Source organism: Bacillus sp. Y3 (assembly GCF_008123875.1).
In the GTDB taxonomy this organism is placed as follows: Bacteria; Bacillota; Bacilli; order Bacillales; family Bacillaceae; genus Bacillus; species Bacillus altitudinis.
Map to the genome: position 1 here is coordinate 834457 of NZ_VSSC01000003.1, position 15309 is coordinate 849765.

The window sequence follows — 15309 nt, forward strand, 5'->3', positions numbered from 1 at the left end:
CTATTTATCTTTTTCGATAGATTAAGAAATAACTCGTCAGCGCGCCTACAGCTCCACCGATTAACATGCCAGCGATATAACCAAAAATGGAATTGTCTGAAGAAAATCCAACCCAGCCAAATCCTAGAACACCGAAGGCAATGACCAATATCTGAATGGGCCTATCCATTTTAGGGTAAACAAAGAATCGTCCATTTCGTTCAACTGGATGTTTAATAAAACTAAACAAACCAATGAGATAAAATACGATTAGCATCACAATTGGCACGATGAATTCTACACCTGTAAACCAAATTGGATTTTCAACTAAATTTCGAAATTGAAAACGGTCTGTTATATAAGTAATTGGAGCTATGGGCATAATAAAGTAGTCATAACTGATATCAACCCAACTTCTATCCGTTTTTAATAAATAGTCTAAATGAAACATCGGTAGCCAAATTAATAAATAAGGTAAAATTGATGTACTGAATGTAACAATGGCTTGACTAATTGCGCTTCCTGTTAAAGCACCTGCTGCAAGACACAAACTATAAAACATTAAGGTGGACACAAGTGCAATCAAATAACCACTGTTAAACGCAATCGTATATTGTGGTTGAATGCATAAAATGAGTATATAAGTAAAGACATATGACAATAGATGAACAAGCGTGATAATTCCGGCACCTAGGAAAAACTTTGTGTGATAAATGGTCGTTCTGCTAAACGGCAAAGATAAAGTAAAATCAATTTGCCCTTTATTTCTTTCAAAACCCAACTGGGTAATTGCAAAAATTAAACTCATCGTCCATGAAAAGGTGATAAACATATCAGAACCGAAATCATAATAAAAGTAATTATCGAGTGGTGTACAAGTCGGATCGTTTAAACAAGTTTGAAAGGATGAGTATCCCATTAAAAAGGATAATGGCGTCGCAAAGACCGCAACAAGCATCACTAAAATGAATGTCAGCTCAGACTGCTTCCATTCCTTATATAACAATTGCCGCTTTACCATCTGCGTTTCCCTCCAAACTTTGCAATGAATACTTCTTCTAAATTTACAGGCAGTTCATGCCAGACTTTTGGTTCAAGCGATTTCAAATACTCTTTTGCTTCTTCATCTGTTTTGAGTACAAGTGCTGTATAGAACACACCTGCTTGATCTAAGATGGCAACGCCTTTTTTTCTAATACTTAAGTTCATATCCTCTTCAAATGCCATCTGGATTTTAACGTAGTCATTCTTTAATTCGTCTAAATCCATAACACTTGTGAGCTGATTTCCTTCCAAAAACCCGATTCGGTTACACATACGCTCAATATCCTCTAAACGGTGAGATGTAATTAAAATCGTTGTTTGTCGTTCTGCCACCTCGTCAATCATCAGCTGAAGAACGTCATTTCTTGTGACTGCATCAATCCCATCTGTCGGCTCATCTAACAAAATGACTGCTGGTTTGATGGCAAAACTTAAAATGAGGGACAGCTGTTTCTTTAAACCTGTCGACAATTCACGGTATTTCACTTTTTCCGGAATCTCATACCGGTTCACAAGCTCATTGGCATATGTCACGTCAAACTTTGGATACAGTTGTTTTAACAGCTTCACAAGCTGTCCATAATTGTACCGGTCAAAGTAGGGATTTACGACTGGCATATACACAATATTTTGCTTCACTAACGGGTGGTCTTTTACGAGTACATCTTTAAAATAAATCTCTCCTTCATCTGGAAGAAGGATTTGCTGAATCAAGCGAAGAAGTGTTGTTTTACCAGAGCCATTCCGGCCAAGCAGGCCAAAGATCTCTCCTTCGCCTATCTTGAAGGAAACGTTGCTGAGTACTTCACGTCCATTTAATTTCTTTGATACATTTCTGACCTCAATCAACTTGGTTTCCTCCTTTTAGACTTGAGCCGATCTCCTCCAACCACTCTTTGAGTTGATGAATATCAATACCGGCATAATGAGCTTCAATAATGAGTTGCCTTAATTGCTCCTTCATCTCTAACACCTTCCCTTCATTCAGCTTTAACTGTGCACCTTCTGTCACATACGTTCCACGGCCTCTTAATGTTTCAATAATTCCTTCCCGTTCAAGCTCTTTATACGCTTTGCTGACGGTGTTTGGATTCGCAATAATAATGGTGGCAAGCTCTCTCACAGAGGGCAGTTTGTCACCTGGTTTCATCACGCCTTTTAAGCACAAAATTTTTAACTGCTCAATGATTTGTTCATATATTGGTGCAGCGCTTCTTGGATCTATTTGAATCATGATGGCTCCCTCTTTTCTCATTCATGCTTTTGCAGTCCTATCGCTTGATCATGTCCTTGCATTAAAGGGACCGAATTTGGAATAAAATCTTTTTGAACTTCAAAACCAATGAAAACGAGAACGAAAAAAAATGTACATGCTAACGCAACAGCCAGCACCATCCACTTTAAATTGATTGGTTTTTTTCCTTTTTTCATGGTTAAACACCTTTCTTCACGTTTAAGTATCTATAGTGTATTAATTGATGTAGTACACTTAATACAATATAGACACTTGATTGAAAAGTCAAGGGACTCTAGAAAAAAATAGGCAGACGAACCAGATAAAATGACGAAGCTACTTAAAAGCTTTCGGAAGCCAGGTTTGCTGCTGGTTTAGGGTGTTCAACACGTTAATAACTTTTATAATCGCCTGAAAAAGTGCATAATAAAAGACCCCGAATATTGAGGTCTCTACAATGTTTTAATTAGATACTATTCCTTTGTTTTTGGACTTGCTTTTGAACAGGATTAGCACCCACCATACTAATAAAAATATATAGCCTATAACTGTAAAGATAGACCAAACTGCACCCTGTCGCAATTGACTAAATAAGTGTTCAAATTCATTCATTCCTTCTACTCTACCAATGCTATTTATCAGGCTAATCATCGGAATTGTAACAGTAAATACAATGGTTAGAATGGACAATCCCCTTTGTTTATTTTTCACAACACTGAAAATTGCGTTTCCTAATGTTGCTAAGAAAAACAAGTAATATAATGCCCAAAACCAATCAGGAAGAGTCTCCCACATTTCTTCTACCCCCTTGAAGATATTTGCAATTTCTATATATAACATACTTTAACAGAATAAAAATCTATGACAAATATATATCCAAAAACAACAATCTTTGCGAAAACAGCCAAAAAATAAAACAGACCCTTAAAAGAAGGATCTGTTCATCATTCGTTATCGTATGAAATACCCAAAATCATTTGGTTTTGCAGACTTTGAATTTGTACACGCGTTCTGTCTAAACGTTCTCTTTGCTGATCATTGGCGACATCTTTTAACTTTTCTAATTCATTCACTGCATCCTCTAGCATGAGCTGCGCTTTTGAAAATTCTTCCTCGTTATAATGTTCTTGACGAGAGCTCAAATCAAACTGTTCGCTTGCAAACTCAAGAGTCTCAGTGCTTTTTTGGACAAATTCATCGATTGATTTTCTTGTTGCCATCTTGCCATTCCTCCATTTCATCATTGCTCTCGCCTATTTTGCCCACGTAAAGCTTTTTCACTAAAGAAAATGTTGGACAGATTCAATTGTCCTCTTTCGTGATTTTTGTTAAACTTTAAGGATGCCTATTATTATGCAAGGAGGTTACTGACTTGGATCAGCATAACCCTTTTTTATATTCAAACAGCGAAAAACGTTATCACACATGGAATTATCATTTGCGTGAGCACTTTGGTCATAAAGTATTTAAAGTCGCATTAGACGGTGGCTTTGATTGTCCAAACCGTGATGGTACTGTCGCACATGGAGGTTGCACATTTTGCAGCGCAGCAGGATCTGGTGATTTTGCAGGGAACCGTGCGGATGATCTCATCACTCAATTTAATGAAATCAAGGACCGGATGCATACAAAATGGAAAGACGGAAAATACATGGCGTATTTCCAAGCTTACACAAATACACATGCGCCGCTGCCTGTTTTAAAAGAAAAATACGAAACCGTTATGAACCTGGATGGAGTGGTTGGTTTATCGATTGCCACAAGACCTGATTGTCTGCCAGATGACGTCGTGGAATATTTAGCTGAGTTAAATGAGCGGACGTATCTATGGGTTGAACTTGGTCTACAAACTGTACATGAGCGGACAGCGATGCTCATCAACCGTGCTCATGATTATGAATGCTACGTAGAAGGTGTAGAAAAACTGCGAAAACATGGCATTCGAGTCTGTTCACATATCATCAACGGTCTTCCTCTTGAAAACCGAGATATGATGATGGAAACAGCAAAAGCTGTCGCTGATTTAGATGTGCAAGGAATTAAAATTCATCTACTTCACCTGTTAAAAGGAACACCGATGGTGAAGCAATATGAGAAAGGCAAACTAGAATTTCTCAGCCAAGAGGAATATGTCCAGCTTGTCTGTGATCAGCTGGAGATCCTGCCCCCAGAAATGATCATTCATCGTATTACAGGCGATGGTCCCATTGAATTAATGGTAGGTCCAATGTGGAGTGTGAATAAATGGGAAGTGCTCAATGCCATAAATGCTGAGCTTGAAAGACGTAACAGCTACCAAGGCAAACGCTTCGTCAGATTGGAAGAAGCGGCAAAATGATTTTAAAACGGATGCTCCCTTTTAGTAAAGAGCTGTTAGAGCGTGCTTGTCAAAAAGGCGATATTGTCATTGATGCAACGATGGGAAATGGCCATGATACACGCTATTTAGCTGACCTTGTCGGGAAGGATGGACAAGTTTTCGCATTCGATGTACAGAAGGAAGCCATCGAGCAAACAAGCAAAAGACTTGGTGAGCACTACCCTTACGTTCACCTGATCCATGACGGACATGAACAACTTGCTGAGCATCTGCCAGCCGAAGCTTATGGTCACATATCTGGTGCAGTGTTCAATCTTGGGTACTTACCAGGAGGCGATAAAACCGTCACGACTCAGGCTCATACGACCATTGAAGCGATCAAACAGCTCATGGATTGGCTTAAGCCTGGTGGTCTGATCGTTCTTGTGATTTACCACGGTCATCCCGAAGGAAAAAAAGAGAAGGACATCCTTCTTGATTATTGCAAAACACTCCATCACGAAGAAGTACAGGTGATCTCTTATCAATACATGAATATTCAAAACGATCCGCCCTTTGTGGTAGCCATCGAAAAAAAACTCAAATCCTCTTAATGGATTTGAGTTTTTTTTATTTAATAAGCGTATTGATCAATGATTTCTTCAAGCACTACTTCCAGCTCTTCTGCATCTGCAAGCTCTGATTGAGTAAAGCGGACACGTACAAGCTGTTCTCCGTCATTATACATTTCTTCCAGCCAACCACGCAGCCCTCTTGCTCTGCGATCGACTTCAAAAATGAGATCTAGCCCCTCTTCATCAATGAAGAAAATCACCTCTAACTCATCAAGCATTTGACGATAATAGTCGGAAGTCGGTATGAACTCAAACTCTTGAACAAAGGGAAGGCGGCGCCTGAAATAAGGTGCTTCTTCACAGTCTGCTTCATGAAGGTGAAAGCCTAAGTTTCCAACAGCCTCAAGCACACGTTTCACCCAAGGGTGCGCGCTTACGAAAATGCGGTCATGATCAAATTTATCAATACCACCTTGAATATCAAGGTCTGTCACAACAGCCACCTCTACTTTACCTACAGTCATTGGTGTATCAAGAGGAAGGTGAAATGAGAATGTAAACTGATGGGCTTCCCCAGGCTGAATCGTGAATGATTCAGTCACTCGGACAGAATGGATGGTTGTGTGTTTTCGCTGCTCTTCATCATCTTTTACAATGGTGTACCATGTTTTCAACTTTAAATCAATATAGCGAATATCTTGAGGCACTTTTCCGCCCTTCACATGGACTGTTCCCTTTACTTCTTCTCCCGGTTCATACGCATCTTTCTCCAAAATTGTATCCACTTTTGCTGCACCGATTCCTACACTTGCTGCAAATTTTTTAAAAAATGACATATTCGACCTTCCCCTTTTTTAAGTTTTCCAACAAATATACGTCATAAGGAGTAGATACGATTCATTCGATCCATACTTTTCTCCTATTTTTCGTACACTAAGAATAATATCGGCAGCAGATAAGAGGATTGTAATGAAAAAAGAGGATACAAGCGAAACAGTTCAATACAAAAAAGCTTGTAGAAAAACATTTTCTACAAGCCGATGGGCTTATTTTATACGTTAAGAAGATTTCATCCAAGGCATTTTCTGATAGGTTCGATAGGCTCTGCCATTGATATAGAAAAAGAACGATGTTTTCCCGCTTGATTTGATCAACCGCTTTGCCAGCTTGTTCATCTCTTTTTGGGCTGTCACTTTTTCATCAGACAAATAAACCGCAAGTAACCCTCTATTGATTAGTTTGTGAAAATTCTCGTGTGGAATGCCTTTCAGCTGTTCATCCGCTTTTTCAATAAAATGCTGTAGTCTATCCATCATCTCATGATGAGAGTTGTAGTACGAGCAAAAATTCAAATCGCCTTCCAGCCTGTCCTCTTCTTGGTCGATTAAATAGTCCAGTAAGATGTGCAGACCTTGAATATAAGGGAAATAACTTTCGTAAATTTGCTTCGCCTGCTTCTCTGTAAAATCAGGCTGCAGTGCATAAGCCACAAGACAGAAAATACCCAACGTTGATCCTGCACATGCGGAAAACTCATACCACTCCATCTTCGGTAAATCCTTTTCATACTGGCGGAACCATGACTCTAATCGAGGTTCACGCTCATGAGGAACCACATGCTTATGTACTTGTAAATCACTATAATAATCACACAGCGTATGTAAATAGGGCTGAATGATCGGATAATGCGCTAGACGTGACAGCATATCTTGGCACGTCCTGACTAGCGCATGCAGGTACCCATGATCCTCTTGATCATCACGGAATTGATAATACGGCTTAAGCTCCGCATGAATATCGAGTGCATCTCTCATTGCCTGATGCAGCATATGAAAATCCTTTGGATCAAGTGATGTACTGCGGTCACACAAATTATCTAAGTAATCGCTAATCGTTTGGTACGCCACAATGAATTCAATACACGTTTCCTTCGCTTCACCTGCAAGCAGAGATAAAATTCCCCCGCCTTCACAGTGAAAGGTTTTACTGGATATGCTCGCTAGTGCCTGCGTTCTCAGTTCTTCATTTTCAATCATTTCTGCATGCGCCCGCCACTTTTTTAGCTCCTGATGAACTAGCGGAAAAATATCTTTATACACCTTCGTCATCAGTGCAAAAGGACGTTCTGGTACTGACAAATCAATCCACCCCCAACTTAAGCTCACAATCAAATATATTGATCAGTAAAGGCTCTTGCCGCCTTAAACACATCTTCTCTCTCGGGCTCATTAAAAATTTCATGATAAAGCCCTTCCCATTCACGGTATGATTTATTGGTTGATTCAATGCCATTGAACCATTTCATCACTCTTGTTTTATCTACAATCTTGTCATCGCCTGCCTGCATGAGCAGGAGTGGAATCGACCGAAAAACATTCGTAGGCTGCATCGCAGCATCGATATTTTTGACCAGTTCTCGATACCAGCGAACCGACACCTTCGTCACATAAAGCGAATCATTCGAATCCGCCTCAATCACATCTTGATTCCGTGTGGCAAGTTCGATCGACAGCCCAGATTCGACTTTAAAAGACGGCGCCAGCACATTTAGCCCTTTTGACGCAAAATCCATCAGCTTCTTCGGTTTAAATTGCAGACCTAAACAAGGTGATGATAAAATAAGGCCATCAATCTTCGTATGGGTATACTGCTTGAACCATTCAATCGAAATCAGTCCCCCCATACTATGTCCAAGTAAAAATGTCGGAAGTCTGAACGACTTCGCATGTTCAATCCATTCATCGACTGTATCAATGTATTCTTGAAAAGAACGAATGTGGCCTCTCGCACGTGTCGATGTCCCTTGCCCAGGCAGGTCACCCATGACGACGTGATAGCCTGCATTTCGCCACATTTCGATCAGCCATTTATATCGGCCATGATATTCACTAGCACCATGTACAATGACAATTGTACCAACCGGTCTTTCAGCATGCCAAGTCCACAAAGTAAACACCTCACAAATGTTGTATTAAGAAAGGAAGTCGAAAAAGTGATTTATCCATATCATCAGTTTACACCTGAGATTCATGAATCGGTCTTTGTTGCAGAAAATGCCACCATTACAGGTGATGTCACAATTGGAGAATATTCAAGCGTTTGGTTCCAAACGGTCATTAGAGGAGATGTAGCTCCTGTGAGAATTGGAAAAAACGTCAACATTCAAGACTTATCCTGTCTGCATCAAAGTCCTGGAAAAACACTTCTGATTGAAGATGGTGCTACCATTGGACACCAAGTCACATTACATAGCTCTATCATTCGAAAAAATGCCCTCATTGGCATGGGATCCATCATTCTCGATGGTGCGGAAATTGGCGAAGGAGCCTTTATTGGTGCAGGTAGCCTTGTCCCGCAAGGAAAAGTCATCCCAAAAGGTTCACTCGCTTTTGGCCGTCCAGCCAAAGTCGTTCGCCAGTTAACAGATGAAGATATCCAAGACATGGATCGTATCCGCAGAGAATATGTAGAAAAAGGACAATACTATCGTTCCCTTTTATCGCGTTAACATCATACATGTATCTTCACTTTATCATGTTTTTTTCAGGATATTAAGCAATAACTGTGTACCGCTTGTTATTTTACCCTTTTCCACCACTTTCTATCATGACAAAAAAGGTTTTCAGCACAAAGCTGAAAACCTTTTTCATTAGCTAAAAATAACTTCTTTCGGCTGGTGATTCAACTGCTCTGGATCAATGCTGCGCTCTACATAGATGCTATGCCAGATCATAAAGATCAGGACAGTCCAAATCTTACGGCTATGATCGGCTTTTCCAGCACAATGATCATTTAATAAATCAAGAACATATGCCTTGTTAATGTATTCATCTGTTTGACTGTTTTTAATGATATCTTTCGCCCAAGCGTTCATCTCATTTTTCAGCCAATGACGAATTGGCACAGGGAAACCTAGTTTTTTACGGTTTAACACATGGTCCGGCACAATGCCTTCTGCTGCTTTACGCAATAAATATTTCGTTGTGCCGTCTTTCGTTTTCAGCTCTTCTGGAATTTTAGAAGCTGCTTCAAATACGACCTTATCAAGGAATGGAACACGAAGCTCAAGAGAATTCGCCATTGTCATCTTATCTGCTTTCAGCAGGATATCCCCGCGCATCCACGTATGAATATCAACATATTGCATTTTGTTAATATCACTGTAGCCTGCACTTTCCTCGAAGTATGTTTTCGTCACGTCACGATACGTGATGTTCGGATCATACTGCTTTAAGAGGTTTTTCTTCACTGGCTCTTCAAAGATTTTTGCATTGCCGATATAACGTTCCTCTAATGGCGTACAGCCGCGAACGATAAAGCTCTTCCCTTTCATTCCTTCTGGCATTAAACGAGCCAGACGAAGAAGAAGCTTTTTCAGCATGGATGGTACAGATTCAAAAGGCTTTAGAGACAGCGGCTCACGGTAAATATTATATCCACCGAACAGCTCGTCTGCTCCCTCACCTGAAAGAACAACTGTGACTTGTTTTTTCGCTTCTTTTGCCACGAAATACAATGGAATCGCCGCTGGATCAGCCAAAGGATCATCTAAATGCCAGACGATCTTCGGAAGCTCATTCATATATTCCTCAGGAGAAATCACAGCACTAAAGTTTTGCAATCCCAGCTTATCAGCTGTTTCTTTTGCTACATCCACCTCACTGAATCCATCCTGCTGGAAACCAACAGAGAATGTCTTCAGTTCAGGGTGAAATTCCTTTGCGACCGACACGATGAAAGAAGAATCGATCCCGCCTGATAGGAATGAACCAACAGGCACATCACTTCTCATGTGGACTTTTACAGAATCATAGATAGCATCACGTACTTCTTCTACTAATTTCTGCTCTTGTGTTTGCTCAGGTTTGAATTGAACTTTCCAGTAAGTCTTAAATGCAATGTCTTGGCCTGGACGCAGTGTAAACTGATGACCTGGCTCAACTTTGTGCACTTTTTGATCAAGTGTATTTGGCTCAGGAACGAACTGAAAAGACATGTACTGCTGCAAAGCAGTCTCATCAAATAAGATGTTCTCATTCACAGCCATTAAGCTTTTGCGTTCAGAAGCAAAGTACACTTGGTCATCCATTTGTGTAAAATAGAGCGGTTTAATCCCGAAAGGATCTCTTGCGCCATATAATAACTGCGCTTCTTTATCCCAAATTAAAAAGGCAAACATGCCGCGAAGCTTCGATGCCGCTTCTTCTTTATAGTGGCGATATGTGGCAAGAAGGACTTCCGTATCAGAATCTGTGCTGAACGTATAGCCTTTTTTCACAAGCTCTTCTTTCAGCTCCACATAGTTATAAATTTCTCCGTTAAAAATAATCCAATATTTTTCATCTTCATAAGAAAGCGGCTGCTTTCCGTGTTCAACATCTATAATACTTAAACGTCTAAATCCAAATCCTACATGCTCATCATGAAAGTACCCCTCATCATCCGGACCTCGATGAACGATGAGACGATTCATTTGCTTAATTAACTCTTCCTGCTCAGTAGTTTCGGACAATGGACGGTGATTAAATACACCAACAAACCCACACATATTATTGCCTCCACGTTATGTTATTTCTTAAAAGTAGACCTATAATTAGACAGTATTTTGTCCAATTTTGTTTCACATTTTTACGCTTTTTGTAGAATTTTTTTTAATCAAAAGGAAAACCGCTTAAAATAAGCGGTTTTGTATGTTGTTATTGTCCTAATGCTTCCTTGCGAAGCGTGTCGGCTTTATCCGTTTTTTCCCATGGAAGATCCAAGTCATGACGGCCAAAGTGTCCGTATGCAGCGGTTTGTTTATAGATCGGACGACGTAAGTCAAGCATTTTAATAATGCCGGCTGGACGAAGATCAAAGTTTGCACGTACCACTTCAATTAATTTCTCTTCAGAGGCTTTTCCTGTTCCAAATGTATCAATTGAAATGGAGACAGGCTGTGCAACACCAATTGCATAAGCAAGCTGTACTTCACATGAATCTGCAAGACCAGCTGCTACGATGTTTTTCGCTACATAGCGAGCCGCATATGCTGCAGAACGGTCAACCTTCGTTGCATCCTTACCAGAGAAAGCACCGCCACCGTGACGAGCATACCCGCCATAAGTGTCAACGATGATTTTACGTCCAGTTAAACCAGCATCCCCTTGAGGTCCACCGATGACAAAGCGGCCTGTTGGGTTGATGAAGTATTTTGTTTCTTCATCGATCAGTTCACTTGGAACGACAGGGCGGATGACATGCTCTTTTAAGTCGCTTTGAATTTGTTCAAGCGTCACTTCTGGTGCATGCTGTGTAGAAATAACCACCGTATCAATACGAACTGGTTTGTTTTGTTCATCATATTCAACTGTTACTTGAGTTTTTCCGTCTGGACGAAGGTATGCAAGTGTTTCATTCTTGCGTACTTCTGTTAAACGGCGAGATAATTTATGTGCAAGAGAAATCGGCAGTGGCATAAGCTCTTCAGTTTCGTTGTTTGCAAAACCAAACATAAGACCTTGGTCACCTGCACCGATCGCATCAATTTCTTCTTCAGTCATTGTTCCTTCACGTGCTTCAAGCGCTTTGTCTACACCTTGCGCAATGTCAGCAGACTGTTCATCAATTGATGTAAGAACCGCACATGTTTCCGCATCAAAACCATATTTCGCACGTGTGTAGCCAATTTCCTTAATCGTGTCACGCACCGTCTTTGGAATGTCGACATAAGTAGACGTTGTAATCTCACCGCTTACTAATACGAGACCGGTTGTTACAGAAGTTTCACAGGCAACACGTGCATTTGGATCTTTCTTTAAAATTTCATCCAAAATGCTGTCTGAAATTTGATCACAGATTTTATCTGGATGTCCTTCGGTCACTGATTCTGAAGTAAATAAACGACGATTTTGACTCATAATGGCTATTTCCTCCTGTACAAGACCACATCATCCCAAGATGAGGCCTCCAATATGATACGGAACTCGTTCCCTCTTATATTTCAACATGTTTATATTAGAGATGTTATTGGCAATTTGTTCATATGATATCCCAAAAATAAAAAAACCATTTCCTTCATTGCGAGGAAAGGGTCTGAGATCGCATGCCTTTCACTCTTATCGCTCAAGGTGTTCTTGTACCTTGCATCAGGTTAGCACCTTGGTTTCTCAGCATGTTCATGCCTTTTCATAAGAAACCGGTTGCTGGGCTTCATCGGGCCTGTCCCTCCACCAACTCGGGATAAGAGTATCCGTTCAATAAGATATCTTATCTTAAACCCTTGCGTCATGTCAATGGTTCATAGGAATTATCTCCCCTCTTTTTTCACCTCATCATTAGCATCACCAAAAAGCATATTTTCATAGCAGAAATGAAAAAACACACACAAAAATATTTAAATAGTATAGACTATTATTATCAATGTGTTATACTAATCAAAACAAACAAATTCAACGGTAAAGGAAGGGTTTTTTATGAACTCAGTGGATTTAAAAGAAGATTTGCAGTCATTGCTCTCATTAGAAAATACGCACCAAAATTTATCTGTTCCGAAACTTGTTGAAAAGATTTTGGCACGTAATGAAGGCGTTTTAACTTCAACTGGTGCTGTACGCGCCACAACGGGTGCCTACACTGGACGTTCGCCTAAAGATAAATTCATCGTAAAAGAAGAAAACTCTGAACATAAAATTGATTGGGGTCAAGTCAATCAGCCGATCTCGAAAGAGGCATTTGATCGTTTATATACAAAGGTTGTGTCATACTTAAAAGAACGTGATGAACTATTTGTCTTTGATGGTTTTGCCGGTGCTGACGAAAAATACCGTATGCCAATTACAGTTGTAAATGAATTCGCTTGGCACAATCTCTTTGCAAAGCAGCTATTCATCAGACCTGATGGATCAACACCATCATCAAACGAAAAACCTTTCACCATCTTATCTGCACCTCACTTTAAAGCAGATCCTGAAACAGATGGCACAAACTCTGAAACGTTTATTATCGTTTCTTTTGAAAAACGTACGATTCTGATCGGTGGAACAGAATATGCAGGAGAGATGAAAAAATCCATTTTTTCTGTTATGAACTACCTGCTTCCTGAACAAGATATTTTATCTATGCACTGCTCTGCTAACGTCGGTCAAGAAGGCGATGTTGCTTTATTTTTCGGCCTTTCAGGTACTGGAAAAACGACGCTTTCTGCAAGTGCAAGCCGCAAGCTGATTGGAGACGATGAGCACGGCTGGTCTAACACAGGTGTCTTCAATATTGAAGGCGGATGCTATGCAAAATGCGTGAACTTAAGTGAAGAAAAAGAACCACAAATTTACAAAGCCATCAGCTTCGGATCAGTGCTTGAAAATGTAGTACTTGATGAAGAAACACGTGAAGCAGATTATGATGACACATTCTTTACTGAAAATACACGTGCGGCTTACCCGATCGAAATGATTGATAACATCGTGAAACCAAGTATTGCAGGTCACCCATCTGCCATCGTCTTTTTAACAGCTGATGCATTCGGCGTTTTACCTCCAATCAGCCGTTTAACGAAAGAACAGGCGATGTACCACTTCTTGAGCGGTTACACAAGTAAATTAGCGGGAACTGAGCGTGGCGTGACGTCACCAGAAACAACGTTCTCTACTTGCTTTGGTTCACCATTCTTGCCACTTCCTGCTCATGTCTATGCTGAAATGCTTGGTAAAAAAATCGATGAGCACGGCGCAAAAGTATTCCTCGTGAATACAGGCTGGACTGGCGGCGGCTACGGTACGGGCAAACGAATGAATCTTGCTCATACAAGAGCAATGGTGCAGGCAGCGATCGAAGGAGATCTTGACAACGCTGAAATGATCACTGACGACATCTTCGGATTACACATCCCGCTTCATATTCCAGGAGTGCCAGATGAAGTGCTTCAGCCTGCTAAAACATGGGACGATCAAGAGGCTTACAAAGAAAAAGCAAACTTCCTTGCAAATGAATTTAAAAAGAACTTTAAAAAATTCAGCCATGCAGCAAGTGATATTGAAGCAAAAGGCGGACCACTCGTCTAGTCAAAAGGAAAAAGCTGAGGGATTCATTCCCTCAGCTTTTTTAGTTCGTTGAATGCAATGACACAAGACGGTACGTCACCTTCGTGATATTGTCTGTGAGCTCCAGCTTTTCAACATGTGCTGTTCCCGTTTTTTCTCCGTCTTTCGTTTTACGCACCTCAAGCGGAATATTTAATGGATAAATGCGGTACCCTTCCTTCATGAGCTCAAACACATTTTCTTCAATTCTTGTCTCTTTTCCTTTTGTGACAATCATTGTATTAAATTCAACAGGCATTCCCATAATGAAAATCCCCCTACTTTCTATATTTCTTTCTACCGTTTATTTTACCACATTTCCGCCTTTTCGGCTGTGCATCCATGTCGTCAGCCGTCTGACAATCTCCCGGTTATGCTGTGGCGGGAAATAATGATGATATCCGTGAAAATACCATGTTTCCACAGATTTGCCATGCTGACGCAGGGCATCTTCTAATAAATACGCATGCTCAATGGATACATTCTCATCCAGCTCCCCATGAATGATTAAGACAGGTGCTTCAATTTGGTGCACATCATTCAAAGGCGTTCTAGCCTCATATGCTTCTGGTACCTTATGCGGAGGACCTCCAATCACACGCTTCATCATTCTTCTCATATCCACACGTTCTTCATAGGTGAGCTTCATATCACTTACGCCTCCCCATGTCACAAAGGAAGCGGCCTCATGCTTCATTTCAACAGCGGTCCATATGCCCATAATTCCGCCGCGAGAAAAACCAAAGATATGAATGCGCTCCTGCTTCACCTTTTGATGATGTTTCAACAGCTGAAATGCAGCAAATGCATCTTTCCGATCTTCTCCGGCAAAATCCTCGTTCCCTTCGCCTCCTTGATTCCCTCGGTAGAAGGGCGCAAAGACGACAAACCCTTGCGCAGCAAATTGCACAATTCGGCCAGGTCTAACCATTCCCACATTTTTAATGCCGCCCCGTAAATATAAAAAACCGTCATAGAGACCTTCTCCGGCCGGTTCAGCGAGCAGCCCCTTCATCCGAAGTCCATCGGCCTCATATGTCACTGTATATAAGTGAATATGCGGATGTGGCGACGGGAACCTTCTCTTTTCCACAATCACTTGAATTCTCTCCTTTTCAT

Annotated in this window: 17 protein-coding genes and 1 riboswitch; of the genes, 4 read left to right on the top strand and 13 right to left on the bottom strand. The window is 40.7% G+C overall.

The window, feature by feature from the left end:
• Positions 1-4: 4 nt before the first annotated feature.
• The 6 genes from FXF70_RS09350 to FXF70_RS09375 all read right to left on the bottom strand — a co-directional run bounded on the left by FXF70_RS09350 (position 5) and on the right by FXF70_RS09375 (position 3477).
• Complete coding sequence (locus FXF70_RS09350; protein WP_148780143.1) at positions 5-1000, bottom strand: ABC-2 transporter permease; 996 nt, start codon at positions 998-1000, stop codon at positions 5-7.
• The gene (locus tag FXF70_RS09355) at positions 994-1872 is read right to left on the bottom strand and encodes an ATP-binding cassette domain-containing protein (RefSeq protein WP_007501894.1); all 879 of its coding nucleotides are present in this window, start codon (positions 1870-1872) and stop codon (positions 994-996) included. Before FXF70_RS09355 ends, FXF70_RS09350 begins: the two co-directional genes overlap by 7 nt.
• Entirely contained in the window at positions 1865-2257 is a 393-nt protein-coding gene (locus FXF70_RS09360; RefSeq protein WP_017358353.1) for a GntR family transcriptional regulator, read from the bottom strand. Before FXF70_RS09360 ends, FXF70_RS09355 begins: the two co-directional genes overlap by 8 nt.
• 17 nt (positions 2258-2274) lie before the next feature.
• The gene (locus tag FXF70_RS09365) at positions 2275-2454 is read right to left on the bottom strand and encodes a hypothetical protein (protein ID WP_017358354.1); all 180 of its coding nucleotides are present in this window, start codon (positions 2452-2454) and stop codon (positions 2275-2277) included.
• Positions 2455-2719: 265 nt separating this feature from the next.
• Positions 2720-3052, bottom strand: a complete 333-nt coding sequence (locus FXF70_RS09370) for a hypothetical protein (RefSeq protein ID WP_046344268.1) — start codon at positions 3050-3052, stop codon at positions 2720-2722.
• Positions 3053-3201: 149 nt separating this feature from the next.
• Complete coding sequence (locus FXF70_RS09375; protein WP_008361717.1) at positions 3202-3477, bottom strand: YtzC family protein; 276 nt, start codon at positions 3475-3477, stop codon at positions 3202-3204.
• A gap of 152 nt (positions 3478-3629) precedes the next feature.
• On the opposite strand from FXF70_RS09375, the gene mnmL reads away from it, so the two are divergent.
• Positions 3630-4595 (top strand): tRNA modification radical SAM protein MnmL/YtqA, encoded by a 966-nt coding sequence (gene mnmL, locus FXF70_RS09380; protein WP_017358356.1) that lies wholly within the window; start codon positions 3630-3632, stop codon positions 4593-4595.
• Complete coding sequence (mnmM, locus tag FXF70_RS09385; RefSeq protein ID WP_035391055.1) at positions 4592-5170, top strand: tRNA 5-(aminomethyl)-2-thiouridylate-methyltransferase MnmM; 579 nt, start codon at positions 4592-4594, stop codon at positions 5168-5170. Before mnmL ends, mnmM begins: the two co-directional genes overlap by 4 nt.
• A 20-nt stretch (positions 5171-5190) precedes the next feature.
• Here the strand turns inward: mnmM and FXF70_RS09390 are convergent, their stop codons facing one another.
• From FXF70_RS09390 to FXF70_RS09400, 3 genes are all read right to left on the bottom strand, one after another.
• The gene (locus FXF70_RS09390) at positions 5191-5967 is read right to left on the bottom strand and encodes a sporulation protein (protein ID WP_108611329.1); all 777 of its coding nucleotides are present in this window, start codon (positions 5965-5967) and stop codon (positions 5191-5193) included.
• A 222-nt stretch (positions 5968-6189) separates the two neighbouring features.
• A complete protein-coding gene (locus FXF70_RS09395; protein WP_148780144.1) occupies positions 6190-7269 on the bottom strand; it encodes a tetraprenyl-beta-curcumene synthase family protein in 1080 nt (359 codons plus the stop codon).
• A 29-nt stretch (positions 7270-7298) separates the two neighbouring features.
• Entirely contained in the window at positions 7299-8078 is a 780-nt protein-coding gene (locus FXF70_RS09400; protein ID WP_019743683.1) for an alpha/beta hydrolase, read from the bottom strand.
• 45 nt (positions 8079-8123) lie between these two features.
• Here FXF70_RS09400 and FXF70_RS09405 point away from each other — a divergent pair, with 45 nt between their 5' ends.
• Positions 8124-8639 (top strand): gamma carbonic anhydrase, encoded by a 516-nt coding sequence (locus tag FXF70_RS09405; protein WP_008342977.1) that lies wholly within the window; start codon positions 8124-8126, stop codon positions 8637-8639.
• Between the two features lie 141 nt (positions 8640-8780).
• On the opposite strand, the gene asnB is transcribed toward FXF70_RS09405, so the two are convergent.
• Both asnB and metK read right to left on the bottom strand, forming a co-directional pair.
• Complete coding sequence (gene asnB, locus FXF70_RS09410; protein ID WP_008342976.1) at positions 8781-10679, bottom strand: asparagine synthase (glutamine-hydrolyzing); 1899 nt, start codon at positions 10677-10679, stop codon at positions 8781-8783.
• A 148-nt stretch (positions 10680-10827) separates the two neighbouring features.
• Entirely contained in the window at positions 10828-12030 is a 1203-nt protein-coding gene (gene metK / locus FXF70_RS09415; protein ID WP_007501907.1) for a methionine adenosyltransferase, read from the bottom strand.
• Positions 12031-12225: 195 nt separating this feature from the next.
• Positions 12226-12359, bottom strand: a riboswitch (SAM riboswitch).
• Positions 12360-12585: 226 nt separating this feature from the next.
• Here metK and pckA point away from each other — a divergent pair.
• A complete protein-coding gene (gene pckA, locus FXF70_RS09420; RefSeq protein WP_007501908.1) occupies positions 12586-14172 on the top strand; it encodes a phosphoenolpyruvate carboxykinase (ATP) in 1587 nt (528 codons plus the stop codon).
• Positions 14173-14212: 40 nt separating this feature from the next.
• Here the strand turns inward: pckA and FXF70_RS09425 are convergent, their stop codons facing one another.
• Together FXF70_RS09425 and FXF70_RS09430 are read right to left on the bottom strand one after the other, a co-directional pair.
• On the bottom strand, positions 14213-14455 hold the full coding sequence (locus FXF70_RS09425; RefSeq protein WP_017358362.1) for a DUF2584 domain-containing protein: 243 nt from the start codon (positions 14453-14455) through the stop codon (positions 14213-14215).
• A gap of 39 nt (positions 14456-14494) precedes the next feature.
• Positions 14495-15289 carry an alpha/beta hydrolase family protein gene (locus tag FXF70_RS09430; RefSeq protein WP_008342969.1) on the bottom strand — a complete coding sequence of 265 codons (795 nt, stop codon included), beginning with the start codon at positions 15287-15289 and terminating at the stop codon, positions 14495-14497.
• Between the last annotated feature and the right edge of the window lie 20 nt (positions 15290-15309).

Bases quoted from the DNA above. Each gene is read 5' to 3' on its own strand.
- FXF70_RS09350 (WP_148780143.1), bottom strand. From the start codon at position 1,000: ATGGTAAAGCGGCAATTGTTATATAAGGAATGGAAGCAGTCTGAGCTG.
- FXF70_RS09360 (WP_017358353.1), bottom strand. From the start codon at position 2,257: ATGATTCAAATAGATCCAAGAAGCGCTGCACCAATATATGAACAAATC.
- FXF70_RS09365 (WP_017358354.1), bottom strand. From the start codon at position 2,454: ATGAAAAAAGGAAAAAAACCAATCAATTTAAAGTGGATGGTGCTGGCT.
- FXF70_RS09370 (WP_046344268.1), bottom strand. From the start codon at position 3,052: ATGTGGGAGACTCTTCCTGATTGGTTTTGGGCATTATATTACTTGTTT.
- FXF70_RS09375 (WP_008361717.1), bottom strand. From the start codon at position 3,477: ATGGCAACAAGAAAATCAATCGATGAATTTGTCCAAAAAAGCACTGAG.
- mnmM (WP_035391055.1), top strand. From the start codon at position 4,592: ATGATTTTAAAACGGATGCTCCCTTTTAGTAAAGAGCTGTTAGAGCGT.
- FXF70_RS09390 (WP_108611329.1), bottom strand. From the start codon at position 5,967: ATGTCATTTTTTAAAAAATTTGCAGCAAGTGTAGGAATCGGTGCAGCA.
- asnB (WP_008342976.1), bottom strand. From the start codon at position 10,679: ATGTGTGGGTTTGTTGGTGTATTTAATCACCGTCCATTGTCCGAAACT.
- metK (WP_007501907.1), bottom strand. From the start codon at position 12,030: ATGAGTCAAAATCGTCGTTTATTTACTTCAGAATCAGTGACCGAAGGA.
- pckA (WP_007501908.1), top strand. From the start codon at position 12,586: ATGAACTCAGTGGATTTAAAAGAAGATTTGCAGTCATTGCTCTCATTA.
- FXF70_RS09425 (WP_017358362.1), bottom strand. From the start codon at position 14,455: ATGGGAATGCCTGTTGAATTTAATACAATGATTGTCACAAAAGGAAAA.